The following is an 18,171-nucleotide window of genomic DNA, read 5'->3' on the forward strand; positions in this document are numbered from 1 at the left end:
TACCTCACTAAACCAGTATCTCTTGAAAGCGATTCTCTGCGAGCAGTATGGCCCGCCCGAAACTCTTGTGCTGACCGAGGTTCCGTCGCCCAAAGCCGGGACAGGTCAGCTTGTGATCAGCGTCAGGGCCTGCGGGGTCAACTTCCCTGATACGCTCATTATTCAGAACAAGTACCAGATTAAGCCCACCTTACCCTTTTCGCCGGGGGGCGAGGTGTCGGGTATTGTCAAGGAAGTTGGCGAGGGCGTTACGCATCTTAACGTCGGCGACCGCGTTTTTTCCCTGACCGGCTACGGGGGCTTTGCGGAAGACGTGCTGGCCAACGCGGCCACTACGTTACCCATGCCCGACGGTATGGATTTCGTAACGGCCGCGTCGACCATGTATACCTACGGTACGTCGTATCACGCGCTGAAGGACCGGGCCAACCTCCAGCCCGGCGAAACGCTGCTGGTTCTGGGAGCGGCCGGTGGCGTAGGGCTGGCCGCCGTGCAACTGGGTGTGCTGATGGGCGCCCGCGTCATAGCGGCCGCGTCGAGCGACGAAAAACTGGCCGTTTGCCGGACTCTGGGCGCTGCCGAAACCATCAACTACACCACCGATGACCTGCGGGAACGGGTGAAGGAACTTACGGGCGGCAATGGTGTCGATGTCGTTTACGATCCCGTTGGTGACCAGTATGCCGAGCCCGCCGTCCGGTCGCTGGCGTGGCGAGGGCGCTATCTGGTTGTAGGCTTTGCGGGTGGTGTCATTCCCAGCATTCCGCTTAACCTGCCGCTGCTGAAAGGCGCTTCTCTTGTCGGGGTGTTCTGGGGGGCCTTTGCCCAGCGGGAAACGAAGCAGAGCCGGCAGAACTTCCAGGAGATTCTGCAATGGATTGCCAGCGGTCAGCTCAAACAGCATCTCCATGGCCGGTACTCCCTTGCCGAAGCCCCCGACGCCCTCCGGGCACTGATGGACCGACGCGTTACGGGCAAAGCCGTTGTCGTTCTATAGCGGCCACACGTAGTAGTTATTCAATCAAGTCAATTAACCAAATGCCAGGATTACAGAATCGAATTGCCATCATTACCGGAGCGGCCCGCGGCATCGGCCGCGCAGCCGCCGAACTGTTTTGCCAGGAAGGCGCTACCGTCATCATCTGGGACGTGCTGGACATTGGTGAAGAAACCGCCCAAACCCTGCGCGACCAGGGATTCCGGTGCGAGTTTATGCCCGTCAGCACCACCGACGTACCCGCTATTGAAGCGGCCGCCCGGGAAATCTACGACCGCTACGGCCGCATCGACATTTTGATCAACAACGCCGGCATCACGCGCGACCGGACACTCCTGAAAATGTCGCACCTGGAGTGGCAGCAGGTCATTGACGTGAACCTGACGGGGGTGTTCAACTGCACGAAGGCCGTGGTGCCTTACATGGTCGAGCAGAAATACGGCCGGATTATCTGCACTTCATCAATCAACGGCGTTCACGGTGCGTTTGGGCAAACCAACTACGCGGCTGCCAAAGCCGGGATTATCGGCATGGTCCGCAGTTGGGCAAAAGAGCTCGGATCCAAAGGCATTACGGCCAACGCCGTAGCGCCCGGCTTTATTAAAACCGACATGACTGATGCCATGCCCGAGGAAGTCCGCAATCAGGCCGTTGCCGCCATTCCTGTCCGACGTATTGGTGAACCCATGGATATTGCCAATGCCTACCGGTTTCTGGCGTCGGAAGAATCCGGCTTCGTCAACGGGCATGTCTTATCCGTCAACGGCGGGCAGGCCCTTTAACCGAGTCGGCTCCCGGACCGGTCCGGGAGCCGACTCGGTTCCAGCACATCACGTTTCCCCAGCTTGTTTCAATTGCTGTCGGAGCTATCCGGCCCTGACGTTACGGTTTCGGCCCGATTGGTTCCTTTGCGTTACCTTCCCGCTTAAGGTTGCACCAAGTATAAATTTTACGGTACTGTAAGTGGTTTTCAGAATCATGCTGTCTGGTATACAGAAGAGCTAATGACGCAGTCGTACAGCGTGTTGCTCTTCCGTTAATTCCTAACCAGCCTACGTATGTCTCTAACCTGTACCCAATTTTTCGACCGGCCGGTCTTCAATGTCCAGCCAATCCTCAACCGGCTCTGCCTACTGGCCTTTTTCCTGGTATTTTCCGGGTTTGCACAAGCGCAGTCCGTAAGTATCGATTATCCGTTTTTTCGGCAATCGTTCGCATACGGTACCCAGGTACCGGTTCAGATCCGCGTAACGCCACCTTCAGGAACCAGTGTGGTACAGGTTGACCTGCTCTACTCGCCGGGCAGCAGTACAACCGTGGTCGGAACCTCGACCAGCGCTCCTTACACCATCAACTGGACAGTGCCCAACACGGGTTTTAATGATCTGTACGCCCGGGTCACGTTTTCGAACAGCGTCACGGCCGTAACCACGTCGCGGACGGTCAATGGGTTTCCAACAACCTGCCCCGCGGCTTCGGCACGAAAGAAGTTCTACGTCAAAGCAGGCGCGTCTACAGCGACCACCACGAACCTCGGAGAATCGGTTACGAATCCGACGGGAAGCTTTCAAAAGCTTATTTTCAGCGGTGTTAACGGCGCGCGGCCACTGCCTGGCGACACGATCTTTTTCGTGTCGGCCCCTACCTCCTACACGCTGAAAGATGCGTCTCAGAACCTGGCCACGATGTACCGTTCCGGTCTGGAGGGATGCCCGGTCGTGATTGCCAATCTGCCGGGCGAACGACCCAAACTGAAGCTTGACGGCTGGAATGGCATTAGCATCCCGACTGGTGTTAGCTACGTCGAGATTCATGGACTGGATATTGAGGGGAACAATGCGAATGTGTCCCTGAATGATGCCATCGACCAGCCCGGCAGCTGCGCCAATCCGACCGGCTCGGTGCAGCCCAGATTCAATGGGAATGGCATCACCATTACGGGCGTTAACGGAGGAACGCTCCACCCTCACCACATCAAGGTCGTCAATAACATCGTGCACGATTGCGGGGGCGGAGGTATTAACGCCATCGAAGCCGACTACATCACCATCGAAGGGAATACGTCGTATAACAACTCGTGGTATACCGTCTACGGCACCAGCGGCATCTCGGTGTTCCACCCCTGGAACTTCGATACCAAACCGGGCTATCACAATTATGTCGTGAATAACAGGTGCTACGGAAACAAATTATTCGTGCGTGTGCCGGCTTTTGGCTGCAACTTCACCGACGGAAACGGTATCATCATCGACGACTTTAAAAACTCACAGGCCAGCTCATCGATCCGGTATCAGGAATACACGGGCCGAACGCTCGTTGCCAACAATATTGTGTACAACAATGGTGGATCGGGCATCCACGCTTACAAAGGACTGCGTACTGATATTGTCAACAACACGGCCTATCAGAACTCGCAAAGCCAGGGCCCTTCGGGTGAATATCCGGTCGGAGAAATTTACGCCCAGGAATCCGGTGATATTAACATCGTAAACAACATTATCCGGCCCATTACCGGCGAAAACACGTTTACGACGAACCGGCTTAATACCACAACTACGTACCGGAACAACCTGTATCTGGTCGATGCGGTCAGTCAGGTGCCTACGTCGGCCACGGGCACTGTGGTATCCGACAACATCATAGCGTCGCCTGCGTCGGAAACGGCGGTGTTTGTCAATGCCACGACCGACCCGGCTACGGCTAACTTTCAGTTGAAGCCGGGCAGCGCAGCCGTTAACGCCGGCACGAATGACTACGCAGCGGCTATACCGACTGATTTTCTGGGAGTAGCCCGCCCGCAGGGAAGCAACGTAGACGTCGGGGTATATGAATTGCAGGGACAACCCATTGCCTTTACGCGACAACCGGAGAGTGCTTCGGCCGTTTGCGCGGGCGCGGCCGTCAGGACCACCGTGGACGTATCTGGTCCCGCCACCAGCTACCAGTGGTTTAAAGACGAGGCTCCGGTCACCGGTCAAACGACGGCTACCCTCTCACTGACTAATGCACAGGCCGGCGACGCCGGAGCCTACAAGGTGGTTGTCACCGGTTTTAACAGCCTGACCTCCTCTGCCTTCAGCCTGACCGTAAATTCACTGCCTACCGTCAGCATCAGCCCCCAGAACGGATTGCTAACAGCGGCCAACCCCAGCCTGACCTTGACCGCTGCCACATCGGTTGCCGACCTGCGCTGGTCCGATAACTCGACCAATACCACACTGGTGGTGGGTGCAGCCGGTTTGTATTCTGTTACGGCTACTTCGCCCCAGGGCTGTACGGCATCGGCCAGCGCTACCGTGGGCTATGACCAAATCGCACCCGTGGCAACACTTACACCGAGCTCGGCTACGCTTACCTGCGCTACGCCCAGCGTCACGTTGACAGCCGGAGGGGGCAGTTCCTATGCTTTCTCGGCCGGGGCTACTCAGATTGGCACGTCCAATCAGGCCGTCGTTAGCCAGGGCGGTACGTACTCGGTGATCGTTACGGGAACAAGCGGAAATACGGCCGTGGCTACGGCCACTGTCGAGCTGGATAACACAGCACCCTCGATTACCCTGGCGGCCACGCCCAGCCTGACAGCAACCACAGGCAGCAGCGTTACGTTAACGGCATCGGGCGCTACTACCTATCAGTGGAGCAACGGGGCCAGCACCACCGCCATTACGGTAAATACGGCTTCAACGTATTCGGTAACGGGCACGGCCTCCAACGGCTGCACGGCAACCGTCCAGGCAACGGTAGTATTTGGAGCACCGCCAACGGTGTCGATGACCTTTCCCCAGTACAACTCGTCGTACTTTGCTGGAACCGCATTAAACATTAAAGTCAACGCCAGCACACCGGCGGGTACCACGATTACTAAGGTTGAGTATTATTCGTCGACATCATTCGGTGCGTTCAGCAAAATAGGCGAGGTAACCTCGGCCCCCTACTCCCTGACGTACACCCTCCCCGACGTACCCGCAAACGGTCAGAGCCGTCAGTTCCGGGCCGTGATCACGAACTCGGCCGGCTTCACAGCCATACAGGGCAACAACAACACCAGTGTTACGGTCTATCCGCCGACGTATACCAGCACCCGAAACTGGTACGTCAGTGCGGCCGCGTCGGCTGCCAACACCGCCGGTACGGAGGCTCAGCCGTTCAATACCATCCAGAAGGCGGCCGACCGGGTAGCTCCGGGCGATACCGTTTTCGTGATGGCGGGGCGCTACACGAGCACCAGCCAGTTTGTCGTGGGTATTCAGCGCACCGGTACGCCAACCAGGCCTATCGTATTTATGCCCTATAAATCTGACAAGCCCGTGGTAGCGCTGGGCAACAGTAACTTCGACGGGTTTCGGATTTTGCCGGCGGCCGCGTACGTTCGCATTCAGGGGTTCGAGGTAGAAGGTAACAACGCCAACATAACTCTGGCGCAGGCGCAGGCCCAGCCCGGTGCCTGCGAAGGTCCCAGCCCCACGGCTACACCCATCGCCCGCTTCAACGGCAACGGCATGTCCATCGTCGGCAGTCAGGGAGATCTTCTGCGTCCTCACCACATCGTAATCGCCAATAACACGGTGCACGATTGCGCGGGTCAGGGTATTGGCGGGAGCGAGTGCGACTACGTCACTATCGAGAACAACGTGGTGTACAACAACTCGTGGTACAGCGTGTACGGCACCAGCGGCATCAATATCATCAACGCCTGGAATTACGACAATAATTCGACGGCCCCGCGCATTATCATTCGCAAAAATCGCAGTTATGGGAATAAGCTTTTAATTGCCTGGAACATCGGCGGTACGGGTACCAACTGCCGGTTCTTCGACGGCAACGGCATTATTCTCGACAACAACCGGGGCACCAACCCCAATAACCCCGCGCAGATCAAAAATCCACTTGGCGATTATACTGGTAAAATTCTGATCGAAAACAACCTGTGTTACCTGAACGGAGGCCGTGGTATCAATGTCAATTACAGCGATAATGCCCTGGTCATTAACAACACCACCTACCAGAACGGGCAGAGCGATGGGCCGTTTGGGATTGGCATCGATAATGAGTTCATTATGCAGGGCTCCCGTGGCGCGCGCATTTACAATAATATATTCTATGGCAAGCCAGGCGAACTGCCTTCTTCCGTAACGGGCAGTCAGGACGTTCAGCACAACAATAATCTGACGTTCAGCAATTTCAACAATGGCTACTTCACCGGTGAGCAAAACATCGTTGGTAAAGACCCTCAGTTTGTCGATGCTGCCAACGGCGATTTCCGGCTTGCGCCTATCAGCCCGGCTCTCAATGCGGGCAGTGGCATTGCGGGGCAGTTCGCACAGCAGGATATCCTGGGCATCGACCGACCGCAGGGCGCGGGGGTCGACATGGGCGCATTGGAATTGCAGGGTACGCCCCTGACCATCACGCAGCAGCCTGCCAGTGCTTCGGCCGTTTGCGCGGGCGCAGCCGTCAGCACCAGTGTGGACGTATCTGGTCCCGTCGATAGCTACCAGTGGTTCAAAGACGGCGTGGCGCTGACTGGACAAACCTCCGCCACGCTCTCGCTGACCGATGTTCAGCCCAGCCACGCCGGTTCATACAGCGTCGTCGTTTCCGGCTTCAACAGCCTGACGTCGACCGCTTTTGGCTTGACCGTGAACACCCCGCCCTCGGCTCCCGACGTGAGCAGCCTGACGCTAACGCAGGGTACACCCAACGCTGCGCTGACCGTAACGAACTGCGCCGGAACCGTCAACTGGAACGGTGTTGATGGGGAAACATCGTTACCCGTATCGGCATCAGCTACCGGTACGTTCAGCTACTCGGTTGTTTGTAAAGCAGGCCCCTGCATCAGCCCTGTCACGAATGTGACGGTAACCGTAACGGCTCCTGTTCCTACGGATCGGCTGAGCGTTTATCACCGGGACGGCGACAATAACCAAACAACCAATAACACCATTCGTCCCTATCTGAAGCTCTACAATGAGGGTACTACGTCGGTCCCCTACGGTGAGATTACGATCCGCTACTGGCTGACAGCTGAAAACTTTGCGCCCCTAACCAATCTGTCGGTGTACTGGGCAGCACTGGGTACCAGCAAGGTAAAGATGAACTATGTGCCTTTGGAAACACCCCGCCAGGGAGCCTTTGGCTACGTTGAATACCGTTTCGACAGCTCTGCCGGAACACTGGCCCCTACCAGCAATTCCGGCGAGATTCAGACCGGCGTGGGCAAACAAAACTGGACCAACTTCAGCGAATCCGACGATCATTCGTTTGCGGCCAACGCCACCTACACCAAAACAGACCGCATCACTGTCTACCGCAACAATACGTTGATTTGGGGCACCGAACCAGCCGCTATCACGCCGGTAACCGCCCTGAAGGTGTATTCTGAAAACAAAAATGGTAATCCTGCTACCAACCAGATCAGCACGCACCTGAAGGTCGCCAATGAAGGGAACGTAGCGGTCGATTACAGCGGGCTGACCATTCGGTACTGGTTCTCGGCCGAGGGTGATAAACCCCTGGTGCACACCATTGACTTCGCCGAACTGGGCAACGCCAGTGTTCGGAGCCAGTTTGTGAAGGAAAGCCGACAGGGCACCGACACGTACCTGGAGTTAAGTTTCGCGCCTTCGCTGGGTCAGCTTCATCCGGCCAGTTCAACAGGAATCATTCAGCAGCGGATCAACAAATCAGACTGGTCGGCCTTCAACGAAACGAATGACTACTCGTACCGGGTCGCCGGACCACTAACCGAAAACGTCAGAATTACCGCTTACCTCAACGGTACGTTGGTCTACGGCCAGGAACCAACCTCAGGCACCCGGGTTGGTGTGAACGAATCAGCTTCAGCCATGCGGGTGGTCGTTTTGGGCAACCCAATCCAGGGTGACCAGGTTGAGGTGGCGGTGAGTGGCATCGAAGGGCAACCGTTGCAGCTTCTGTTAACCGATGTGCAGGGTCAGGTTGTGGCTACGTATCAGACCGGGAAAGCGGCCCCGGTTGAACAGCATCACTTACCGATAGGCCGGCAACGGTCGGGCATGTTGTTGCTGCAGGTGAGCACAAACCGGGAAAAACAAACGATCAAGCTTCTGAAACCGTAACCCCATCAGGCGATGTGCTGAACTGGTCCTGTGGCTAAGTACATGGCGCAGCGGTACGCGCCGGTTCCTCCGAGTCACGACGGAGAGCCGGATGCGTAGCCGCTGCGCTTTCTATTGACGCAGGGAATTTTGGTTTTCGGACCTGACTGCTCTTTGGAGAAAATTCCATTCTTTGCATAACCGCAATCGTCCCTTAGCTTTTACAATGACCCTGTCGACCTTGCCCGTGAACTATGACGAACATAAGGTTCCGGCCTATACACTTCCCGACGTACTAACAACGCCAGATGGCCAGCCAGTTACAACGGTCGGGCAATGGCTGACCCAGCAACGGCCCGCCACGCTTGCCCTCTTCAAAGAGCACGTATACGGGCAGATGCCGAGTAGACCAACCAGCATGCGATCAGTAGTTCGATCAGTAAACGAAAACGCCCTGAATGGAGTCGCCATTTGCAAACAAGTGACCGTTTTGTTCGGTACCCCGGATGAAGCGCCTGGTATGGACGTACTGCTCTATCTACCCAAAACCGACCAGTCCGTTCCCATTTTTGCGGGGCTAAACTTTTCCGGCAACCACTGTGTCAGCAACGATCCGGGCATTACCCTCTCGACCCGCTGGCTACCGAACACGGAGGGTGGCGAAGTCACGAACAACCGGGCAACTGAAGATGCCCGCGGTATGGAAGCCAGTCGCTGGCCGATTGACGAGATAGTCAGGCGGGGCTACGGGGTAGCAACGGTTTACTACGGTGATCTTGAACCCGATCATCCGGAAGGCTGGCAAACGGGCATCAGGACTACGTTGAAAACTGAACTCAACCAGGCCGAAACCGCCTGGGCAGCCATCGGTGCATGGGCCTGGGGGCTGAGCCGGCTGATGGACTACCTGGAAACAGACCCGGCCATAGATGCGTCACGGGTGATCCTGCACGGCCACTCCCGACTCGGCAAAGCGGCCTTGTGGGCGGGCGCGACCGATGAACGCTTTGCGATGGTTATCTCCAATAACTCGGGAGAAGGCGGGGCCGCGCTGGCCCGGCGGTGCTTCGGCGAAACCGTTGCGCACATCAACACCAACTTTCCGCACTGGTTCGTGGACAGGTTCAAGACGTATAATGACAATGAAAACGCCCTGCCCGTCGACCAACACCAGCTTCTGGCGCTGATTGCCCCTCGTCCTCTTTATGTAGCCAGTGCGGAAGAAGATGCCTGGGCCGACCCGACAGGTGAATTTCTGAGCGCGAAAGAAGCTGATCGAGTCTGGAACCTGTTTGGTAGGCAGGGACTTGGGGTATCGGTAATGCCCAGGGTTAACCAGCCAGTCGGTCATACCGTCGGCTACCACATCCGATCCGGCCCTCACGACATCACAACTTACGATTGGGCGCAATACCTTGACTTTGCCGACAGATTACTACCTGGCCCCATCCACTGATTCCCTGAAAACAAAAACTCCCGGCAATACCAGGAGCTTTGCAGACTAACCTATGATGAACCCTATTTTCCCTACTTACTTATTATCTTACGTTGATGAGCCTGGATACGGTGGCGTATGAACTGGCACTACATTCTGTTGATACGCACGACAATCGAGCGGGTAAAATCAGGTAATTGAACGGCGGCCGACCGGCGGGCTCGCTGTGTTTTGTGCTGCCAGGGATCGTAGGTGGTCACCTGCCGGATCTGTTTTGCCGAAAGCAGGGTGTCCACGTTCACTGTCAGGTTCTGCCGCAGTGCCGGCGCCCTTCCTTTTTCCAGTTCCTGCTGCCAGTCGTTCTCGGCATCGCGGCACCATAGCAACAGGGTCTTTCGACCAGACAAGCCGTAGATGCGCAGCGTTGGGTGCGGAATCGTTACGGGAACAAATTGCTCGTCAACCGGATCAACCCCCTTAATGGCTTCGGTAAAGCGCTGGTAATGGTACCACAGATTATTCTTGTCGATGTAGCTGTCCCAGTGCCAGGCCATGCCCGTTCCGGCGGCTCCGCTGAAAAACGGCGCAAACAGCATATCATGCAGCAACATACCGGCTTTATCCAGCGGATACAGTTCCGACGGACCGGTATGCTTCGGTTTCACGGCCCCCACTTCCGCCAGCAGCATGGGTTTTTGAAGGCCATACGAACGGAGTTCGGCAACGGCGTTGCTGGCCAGTACGTCCATCGGAGCGGTAACGACGGCGAGCTGCCCTCCTTTGTCCAGGTAGCGATGAATCTGCGCTACGTCGTTGGCTTTCAGCGAATTGATAAACCGGTAGTCAGGCCTGGCTTTTTCAGAGTCGAAGCTGCCCAGACTCTGCATGACCAGATTCTTCGGGAATTTCCGGTGGACTTCCGGTAGCATATACGCGTTCCAGTCGTACAGGCCCGCACTCCGGATCGCGTTCATCTCGTTCCAGAGTTCCCAGCCAAATACGGCCGGATGGTCGCCGTAGCGCTGCCGGAACAAATCAACCTTGTTCAGGTACGTAGCGCGCCCGTTGTCGGACTGAATATACCCCGCCATATCGGCAAAAGGCCCACCGTTTGCCTGGTGATACAACGCTTTGTTGAAAAAATTCCGGGTGGTGTCGATCTGCCGGAAGTGCTCAAAACAAAACTTGACCTTGATACGGTAGCGGCTGGCCAGTTCAAGCACCGTATCGATTTTCTGGAAGCTGGAGGAATCGACCCGACCGAATTGCCGCTCGATCTCAAACAACGGATGGCTCAGCCACACCCGGGCGTAGTTCCCGCCGTTCTCCGATAGTTTACGGAAATAGGTTTTCATCAGGCCCATGTCCCTGGCCCAGCAGATATTCGGGCCAATCGGGATGTAGGCCTGCCCGTTGCTTAGTTCAAAATAAAGAGGGTTTTTCGGGCTGACCCGCACAAACGACGTCGTGAACGGGTCAGCCTTCGCCCGCAACCAACTATCGGCCGGTTGGTTCTGTCCCGGTATGTTGTCCAACCACCCATCGGGTTGCGGAGATGGTAGCAGATAAAGCCCCTGACTAATCAGGAAAACACCAGCGCAGAAAATACCCAGTCCTTTCATGCAGCGTACAGTTATGTCTGGCCATTAACGGATCAATGGCCAGCCCGGTCAGCAATTGCCAAACGGGGGTTGTATCAGGGTATGTGTTCGTAAGCGCCCAGATCGCCTACCGCCGTTCCGTTCGCATTTCCGTCGAGCGGTCTGGCCTGGTTTCTGATGTCGACGGTCGAAAGCGGGGTGCCGGCGGCCCGGTCAATGGCGGGTGAGCCGGACTTGATGCGAAAGTCGTTGGTCGACGCGTTGACAAACAGCGGGTCACCGTTGATGGAGCCGGTTCCCGGAGCGTACGTCGGCCCAAACACCAGGTTGTTGGCAATCGTCGCATAGGTCTGGTCGCGGGTCCGCATTTGCTGCGCATTGCCCGCAAAAATGTTGTTCCGGATGTTGAAGTTCCGATTGGCCGGATTGTTGGCTTCGACCAGCAGTCCGACGTTCTCCCAGGTACCCGTTGTGCCAAAGCCGCAGCGCGTCACGGTATTCTGATACACATCAATGTCCTGCAGGGGGCCATTGTTCACGTACCCCGCCAGCCGTATGCCCACCCGTTTGCAGTCGTAAACCAGATTGTCGTGAACTTTTACTCCCAGGGCTGTGCCCCCTTCCTCGCTGGCTACGGTAATACCGGCCTGGCAGTTGTAGACGGTGTTGGCATAGACGTCCACATTGGAGAGATTTTTCTGGTAGGCGTCCACGTAAATACCCACTCGGTACAGATCGTAGACGGTGTTGTGATGTACCTTGCCGTTGGTGCAGGAATTTTTGCAGTCGATGCCTTCGCCCCCGTTGTTGGGTTCGGCACCGGGCGCAAACTGCCGATCAAACACCGTATTGTTGGCCACCTCAAAATCCGTCGTCGACGCAATGGTCAGGCATTCGTTCGTACCAATGTTTTCGGGGTCCTGGCAGGCTTTACGTATCCGGCAGTTCAGCACCTTTATCTTTGAGCTGCCGGCCGCGATAATCCCCGACGCGTACGTATTGAAAGCCCGACAGTTCTGGACCGTGATGCCGGTTGAGTTACGTACCTGAATGCCATCGCGCCGGGAGTTACGAAACAGTATACCATCCACCACGATCCAGCTCTTGTTCAGAATGTAGAACAACCCGCCAACCTTATCGGCCGGAACCTGGAGCTTTCCATCCACGATCACCTCTGCTCCGGCTTCGGCCTTGTAGGTAATGGGTGCCATTTCGGTACCGGAATTAGCCGGCATGATGGGGCTGGTAATCTCGTAGGTGCCGCCCTTGATGATAACGGTGTTGCCGCTGGTGGCCACCTGCGCGGCTTTGTGAATGGTAGCAAACGGACTGGCCGATGATCCGGAGTTGCCGTCACTGCCCGTGGTCGATACGTAATAGGTCGTAATCGCCTGCGTAGCCGCTATTCGGGTGTTGGCATCGGGAGCTACGTTTTCTTTTGTCGTTTGGCAGGCAAACACCCCCTGGATGACAATGAGCAAAAGGACGTTTTTCATAACGGTTGATTGTTAAAGAGCTACTGATTCCTGGTTCCAATCAGCGACTTGTCTGCGATCAGGATTGGGCCGTCGTACACGGGTATATTCTGAATGATTAACTTGTTGCCGTCTTTCTTCCACTGACTGGCCGGGATTTCATACACACCACCGCTGATGATGTCCACGTAGACCGGCTGGTCGATGTTCGCGTTCAGAAAGGTCAGGTTCATATCGCGGGTCTGGTACGAATTATTGGGGATGCATTCGTCCATCCAGATGGTGTAGACCTGCTTCTTCGAATTGTTGTGCTCGTAGCCGTACACAGCCAGACTCCGGTCCGTGTTTTTATTGTATTTCACTTCGCCGGGGGCCAGCGGGGCGTTGACGTTGTACGTCGGCCGGACCGGCAGCCGCCTGAGCGAGTTGTCGAAAATGGCCGCTACGTGCTGCATGGCGTGGTACGCCAGCTTTGGCCGGATGGCCCGCCTGGTCGAATCGGACTCGATAAGTCCTTTTACGTTCAGCTTCTTGATCGGACTCCCGGCCGATGCATAATTCATATCGATGATGCCCAGAATGCTGCATTCGATATCGTGGCCCAGATTGCCCAGCATACGCCGGGTATTCCATTTAGCCTGGCTCAGCTCCGACCACTCCCAGTCGCCGAGGGCACCACGGCCAAACCCACCGAACGACGGGGCCCCGTTCTCGCCCTGCCGTAGTTTTACTGTGGGCGCGTATTTGTCCAGCACCCGCCGAAGCTCCGCTACGTGCCAGTGGTTGGCGTCGGGGTTATAGACGTAGTCGTGGTACGCCATGTTGTCGAACAGCTTCATCTTGCCCTTTTCGTGGATAATCTTGAAGAAGGCGTCGGCATAGTCGAGATCAATGTGCCCCATCGAAAGGCCCGAAATTTTGGCACTGGGCTGAAGGCGCTTGATGATTTCGGCCGTCCGGATGTTCAGGTCGGCGATCATTTCGGGGGAGTTGATGGTGTTGTCGCCGAAGTTCGGTTCGTTCCAGACTTCCCATTCGTTTACCTTGTCCTTATAGCGTTTCACCAGAGCCTCTACCCACCGATCCCAGGCCGCCAGCGCTTCGGGCGAGGTAGGCGCACCAGCGCCCAGATTAATCCCCCCGGCCTTTGGGTAGATTGGGTTGCCGTACGATGTTTCCAGCCAGGGTTCCAGACCGCGCTGCACCGCGTCGTTGATGATGCGGTCGAGCCACGCCCAGTCGTACTGTCCGCGTACCTTCTCGGTTTTGGCCCATCCCGCCTGCAGCCGGATACGCTTGATGCCCAGCGGCCCCAGGTACTCTTTATACTGCTCATAATCGGCCATGTCGCGGTCGAGCGTTTCGCAGCCGAGCAGCCAGTTCGAAGCTTCAATATCACGCACGTTCCGCGGCTTAACGCTGCCAACCTGTTTGAGTCCGATTGTAAACGTCGATTTGCCCCCTTCAGCCGATGGCTGATTATTGGTGGTCGCGCCCGGCTGTGCCGACACGCTGATGCTGGCAAAAACGAAAAGTATAAACCAATACGTCTTCATTAGCTGAGGAGTTAAGATTGATGCGCCCAGCAGACACCTACCCGCTCGTTTCTGGTGTATCCATCCAATCACTGCTCGTAGGCACCCCGGTCGCGGCCGCTGGCTTTGGGGCGTGCCTTACCCGTAATATCGGTTGTCAGCGGCAGTTCCACCCCGCCCGAGTTGTAGCCCGGACTGGTCTTCTGCAAGCGGAAGTCGGCCTTCCGAAGGTCGGGCTGTACATTGACAAACAAGGGGTCAGCGATGCGGTCATTCGGGCCAACAAACACCTGCTGAGCCGCAGGATACAGGTTATAGTCCCAGCGGATGTTGGTATTACGGTTATTGGAGGTCACCTTGCCACCGGGGTGCGGCACGATGATGTTGTTCATAATCACGATGTCGTCGGAGCGGTTTGGGAACAGTTCCTCGTAGCCGACTACCTGCCCGTTCCAGTAGGTGGTATTGTTGACGATATCGACATGGCGCGTCCGGAATGTGTGAATGCCCGACCCGCCGTTATACGCGCTGACGTTGTTGGCAATCAGCGCCCGGCCTTTCCATTCGGGCCGCTGGGACTTGGGTGGAGACGCCGGAACAGCCTGGGCGCTGTCTTTACGGGCGGTCTGGGCCGCTACAACCGCATCGGCATTGGGATTGGTGGCCCCCTGCTGCGTAAGATCGGTCACGTCGAGCAGAATACCGTTGCCGTCGCTGAGTTTGCCGGTACGTTCCCAGGGCACCAGCGTTTTATTATTCCAGACGTAGTTGCGCTGGATGATGATGTGGTAGCCCGGCTTGTCGTCGAAGGCCCAGTTGTTCAGCGTCGTAATGCCCGACCCGGCGTACCGCATGTACCAGGCATTATCGAAAACCAGACAATCTTCAATCGTCAGGTAATCGGTTTCCAGGCCCGTGATGCCGCCACCGGGGCACTTGCTCACCTGGCAGTTGCGAATCACCACGTGATGCGGCTTCTGGTCGACGGGCTGACGACGACCCTCTATGATGATTCCGTTGGTGTTGAAACGCGGGTCGGGTTTGGGCTTTTTGGCGTCTTCCAGCGCCCGCAGCAGCACCAGAGAATCATTGGCTCCGGTCACAGTCAGTCCGTCCAGAATGTGGTACGAGCCGGTAATCTGAATACCCGCCCAGCCAGACGGACGTATCTCGGGACGGTGACCCGGCTGCGCTTTCCAGGTTATCCAGGCATCGGACCGCCCCGAGCGACTGATCGTCAAAACGGGGCCGGTTTCGCCTTCGGTACCGGCGTAGATGCCGTTACCAATCAGCACCACGTCGCCCGGCTGTACCTGTTCAGCCGCTTTCTGTAAGCTCCGAAAAGCCGTTCTGGTTGTTTTACCATCGTTGGTGTCGCTGCCGGTACCCGAAACGTACCAGACCTCAGCCACTGCCAATTGACTAATCAGCCCCAGAATAAACACCTGAAAAAGCCAGCGCATCATACTCACGGTACCGTTACAGTAAGTGTTTTCTTAGTGGCATCCTGACTGCCTGTGATGCCCGTAGCGGTCAGCGTAACCGTGTACGTACCGGCATTGGCGTAGGTGTAGGTTGGGGAAGCCTCCGTCACAGGTGCCGATTTATCACCAAAATCCCAGGAGTAACTCAACGCGTTGGCCGAGGTGTTGGTGAACGTAATTTTCCGCGGAGTCGTCGCGTCGGCCTTGTTGGTGAAGTTGGGCGTCGGCTTGAGAATCGACGGGTCCAGCGAAATGATGGTCGTTTTCAGCGCCGGGTTGACGGGCGTCTGCGCGCTCGCGATGGTAACGCCAACCGCCAGTTTCTGACCTGTGTTTGCCCGCAGGTAGTCGAGGTCGATGCGCAGGTCAAACGGTACGGACTGGTCACCATCCCCGAGGTTGAGCGTGTTGGGCAACACGAACTTATCCGTCGGCAGCGGGGCGGTTCCCGGCAGGGCATTGGCGGTAATCAGTCTGGCGACCGTATCGGCGTTGGCAGTAACGGTAACGGCCACCTCACCCGCGGTCGATACACCACCCCGAAAGACGCTCAGGGGGATAATCAGTTTTTTGTCGGCCAGATTCACCGAGAACCGATACGTACCGGTGGCCGGGGGCAGGCTGTTTATGGTGTATACACCGTTGCGGGCGGTGGGCTGATACAGCAGTTGCTGCGGGTAATCGGCTTCGGGCAGTTCCTCATAGGCGCAGGCACTCAGCAGCAGGCCGCATCCCAGGCTCACACATGCCAGCCGAATCAGGTTTGAATAAGATGCCATTGGGTAATTCGGTTAGGGGTATAGTTTACCAGCCGGGGTTCTGAACCAGTCCTTTCGACGCGTTCAACTCCCCCTGCGGAATAGGATACAGGTACATTTTGGGTTCAAACACGCGCTTCTCCACTTCCACGGGCTTGTACTGGAAGGTACCATCAGTCCGGCGGGTAATCTCCACGCCCATCAGCGGAGCGCCCAGCGTTTGCGGACCGATCATCCACCGCCGAACGTCCCAGCCGCGGTGATCTTCAAACGCCAGTTCAACCCGGCGTTCGTTGCGGATGCGTTCGCGCATCTCCGCCTGCGAAAGACCCGCCGGCAGCGCAGGCAGGGCTACTCCAGCGCGTGTCCGCACGCGGTCGACGAAGGTTTTGATGTCGGCGTTGCCCGGCGCGTATTCGTTCAGGGCTTCGGCGTAGTTCAGGAAAATCTCGGGGAGCCGGAAGATATTCCACGAGTACACGCTGGTGTTATTGAGCAGCAGGTTCAGGTTTTCGTTGACGTACTTCTTGAGGTAATACCCCGTCCGCGTTGCATTGACCACCCCCCGGCCGTCGCGGCCACCGATCCAGGCTTCAACGGGCCGACCTTTGTAGCTGCTGTTGTTCAGAATGATGTTCAGGCCCAGGCGCGGGTCGCGGTTGGCATACGGGTTGGCGGCATGAACCGGGTTGTTCCAGTCGAACCGGGTACCGTTGCTCATCTCGTATGCATCGACCAGATTCTGCGAAGGCGTCGTGCCGCTGTTGCCGAGGTCGTAGCCGATTGGGTAGTTGGCCCGCTCGAATTCATTGGAAGCGCCGTTACGCCGGGCGTAAATGACTTCGGGAAGCGTGTAGCTGTTGGTGATGAACAGATTCCGGTAGTTGTTATGCAGCGTATAGCCGGTACCCGCCAGATCAATCACGGCTTTGGCCGCATCAGCAGCCGCCTTCCAGCGCGCTGCGCGGTCGCCCGCGGGGAGTGTAATCAGTTCGGGGTTGTTGTAGCCACCCGCCCAGGACGACGTATTGAACAGGTCGCTGGCGGCATAGAGCAGCACCCGGCTTTTCAGCGAGAGAGCGGCTCCGCGCGTGGCCCGGCCCAAATCAGTGGCCGGGTAGGTTACGGGCAGGTTACGGGCGGCCGAGTCGCATTCGGTCGTAATGAAGCTGATGCACTCCGCCAGGGTGTTGCGCTTTACGGCCGCGAAGTTTTCATCGAGCGTTAGTGTTTTTGTAAACAGCGGCACCCCACCGTACCGTTTCACCAGTTCAAAATAGAAATAGGCCCGCAGGAACCGCGCTTCATACTTCCAGCGCCGGATGTCGTTCAGGCGATTCTGGTAGGTTGTCTGCGCGGTTGGAGCCGGGTCGAGCCGGAACTGGTCGAGGTTGATGCTGTCCGTAGCGACCAGAAACTGATTGGCCTTCCGGATACCCCGGTACAGGTTGCCCCACAGGTTTTCGGGGTTGTCGATGGCGTTCCAGGAGCCGTTGTTGAACTTCTGAACGTTGGAGGTTTCGAGCGTATGCTCGGCCTCGTCCGTTGCCGAAGCCGTCATGGCCCCATCAATCTGCAGATACCCGGCCGGCACGTCGGTATAAATGGAGTTGAGCCGGTTCAGGGTGTAGTCGTACGACCGGATGAGCTGCTGCCCGGAGATATCCGTGATGAGTTCACGTTCCAGGTCTTCGCAGCTACTCAGCCCGATAACGGCGGCTAGTATGAAAAAAGGTATAAGGCGTTTCATGGCGATCGGCAAGTCTTTGATTGTCAGTTGTGTCATTCCCACTGGCGTCGTTTATTTCTC

The 18,171-nt window shown here is 56.9% G+C and carries 10 protein-coding genes; 4 read left to right on the plus strand and 6 right to left on the minus strand.

Features of this window, described 5'->3' with window-relative positions; translation table 11 throughout:
* Positions 1-22: 22 nt before the first annotated feature.
* From DYU11_RS02275 to DYU11_RS02290, 4 genes are all read left to right on the plus strand, one after another.
* The gene (locus tag DYU11_RS02275; protein ID WP_119666013.1) at positions 23-997 is read left to right on the plus strand and encodes an NADPH:quinone oxidoreductase family protein; all 975 of its coding nucleotides are present in this window, start codon (positions 23-25) and stop codon (positions 995-997) included.
* Positions 998-1,038: 41 nt separating this feature from the next.
* Positions 1,039-1,779 (plus strand): 3-oxoacyl-ACP reductase FabG, encoded by a 741-nt coding sequence (fabG, locus tag DYU11_RS02280; protein ID WP_119666014.1) that lies wholly within the window; start codon positions 1,039-1,041, stop codon positions 1,777-1,779.
* 276 nt (positions 1,780-2,055) lie between these two features.
* The gene (locus DYU11_RS02285) at positions 2,056-8,094 is read left to right on the plus strand and encodes a cellulose binding domain-containing protein (RefSeq protein WP_119666015.1); all 6,039 of its coding nucleotides are present in this window, start codon (positions 2,056-2,058) and stop codon (positions 8,092-8,094) included.
* Positions 8,095-8,299: 205 nt separating this feature from the next.
* Positions 8,300-9,529, plus strand: a complete 1,230-nt coding sequence (locus DYU11_RS02290; protein ID WP_119666016.1) for an alpha/beta hydrolase family protein — start codon at positions 8,300-8,302, stop codon at positions 9,527-9,529.
* A gap of 128 nt (positions 9,530-9,657) precedes the next feature.
* Here the strand turns inward: DYU11_RS02290 and DYU11_RS02295 are convergent, their stop codons facing one another.
* The 6 genes from DYU11_RS02295 to DYU11_RS02320 all read right to left on the minus strand — a co-directional run bounded on the left by DYU11_RS02295 (position 9,658) and on the right by DYU11_RS02320 (position 18,147).
* Complete coding sequence (locus tag DYU11_RS02295; protein WP_229365666.1) at positions 9,658-11,130, minus strand: glycoside hydrolase 5 family protein; 1,473 nt, start codon at positions 11,128-11,130, stop codon at positions 9,658-9,660.
* Between the two features lie 74 nt (positions 11,131-11,204).
* Positions 11,205-12,605: a right-handed parallel beta-helix repeat-containing protein gene (locus DYU11_RS02300; protein ID WP_119666017.1), complete on the minus strand. Its 1,401-nt coding sequence runs from the start codon at positions 12,603-12,605 to the stop codon at positions 11,205-11,207.
* A 20-nt stretch (positions 12,606-12,625) separates the two neighbouring features.
* Positions 12,626-14,140, minus strand: a complete 1,515-nt coding sequence (locus tag DYU11_RS02305; RefSeq protein WP_119666018.1) for a GH39 family glycosyl hydrolase — start codon at positions 14,138-14,140, stop codon at positions 12,626-12,628.
* 68 nt (positions 14,141-14,208) lie between these two features.
* Positions 14,209-15,585 carry a right-handed parallel beta-helix repeat-containing protein gene (locus tag DYU11_RS02310; RefSeq protein WP_229365667.1) on the minus strand — a complete coding sequence of 459 codons (1,377 nt, stop codon included), beginning with the start codon at positions 15,583-15,585 and terminating at the stop codon, positions 14,209-14,211.
* A gap of 2 nt (positions 15,586-15,587) precedes the next feature.
* Positions 15,588-16,382: a PKD domain-containing protein gene (locus DYU11_RS02315; protein ID WP_119666019.1), complete on the minus strand. Its 795-nt coding sequence runs from the start codon at positions 16,380-16,382 to the stop codon at positions 15,588-15,590.
* Between the two features lie 25 nt (positions 16,383-16,407).
* On the minus strand, positions 16,408-18,147 hold the full coding sequence (locus tag DYU11_RS02320) for a RagB/SusD family nutrient uptake outer membrane protein (RefSeq protein ID WP_229365668.1): 1,740 nt from the start codon (positions 18,145-18,147) through the stop codon (positions 16,408-16,410).
* Positions 18,148-18,171 lie beyond the last annotated feature (24 nt).

This window comes from Fibrisoma montanum, from assembly GCF_003583365.1.
Taxonomy (GTDB): domain Bacteria; phylum Bacteroidota; class Bacteroidia; order Cytophagales; family Spirosomataceae; genus Fibrisoma; species Fibrisoma montanum.

Excerpts from the sequence above, each read along its gene's own strand:
- fabG (WP_119666014.1), top strand. The coding sequence starts at position 1,039 with ATGCCAGGATTACAGAATCGAATTGCCATCATTACCGGAGCGGCCCGC.
- DYU11_RS02285 (WP_119666015.1), top strand. The coding sequence starts at position 2,056 with ATGTCTCTAACCTGTACCCAATTTTTCGACCGGCCGGTCTTCAATGTC.
- DYU11_RS02290 (WP_119666016.1), top strand. The coding sequence starts at position 8,300 with ATGACCCTGTCGACCTTGCCCGTGAACTATGACGAACATAAGGTTCCG.
- DYU11_RS02295 (WP_229365666.1), bottom strand. The coding sequence starts at position 11,130 with ATGAAAGGACTGGGTATTTTCTGCGCTGGTGTTTTCCTGATTAGTCAG.
- DYU11_RS02300 (WP_119666017.1), bottom strand. The coding sequence starts at position 12,605 with ATGAAAAACGTCCTTTTGCTCATTGTCATCCAGGGGGTGTTTGCCTGC.
- DYU11_RS02305 (WP_119666018.1), bottom strand. The coding sequence starts at position 14,140 with ATGAAGACGTATTGGTTTATACTTTTCGTTTTTGCCAGCATCAGCGTG.
- DYU11_RS02310 (WP_229365667.1), bottom strand. The coding sequence starts at position 15,585 with ATGATGCGCTGGCTTTTTCAGGTGTTTATTCTGGGGCTGATTAGTCAA.
- DYU11_RS02315 (WP_119666019.1), bottom strand. The coding sequence starts at position 16,382 with ATGGCATCTTATTCAAACCTGATTCGGCTGGCATGTGTGAGCCTGGGA.
- DYU11_RS02320 (WP_229365668.1), bottom strand. The coding sequence starts at position 18,147 with ATGACACAACTGACAATCAAAGACTTGCCGATCGCCATGAAACGCCTT.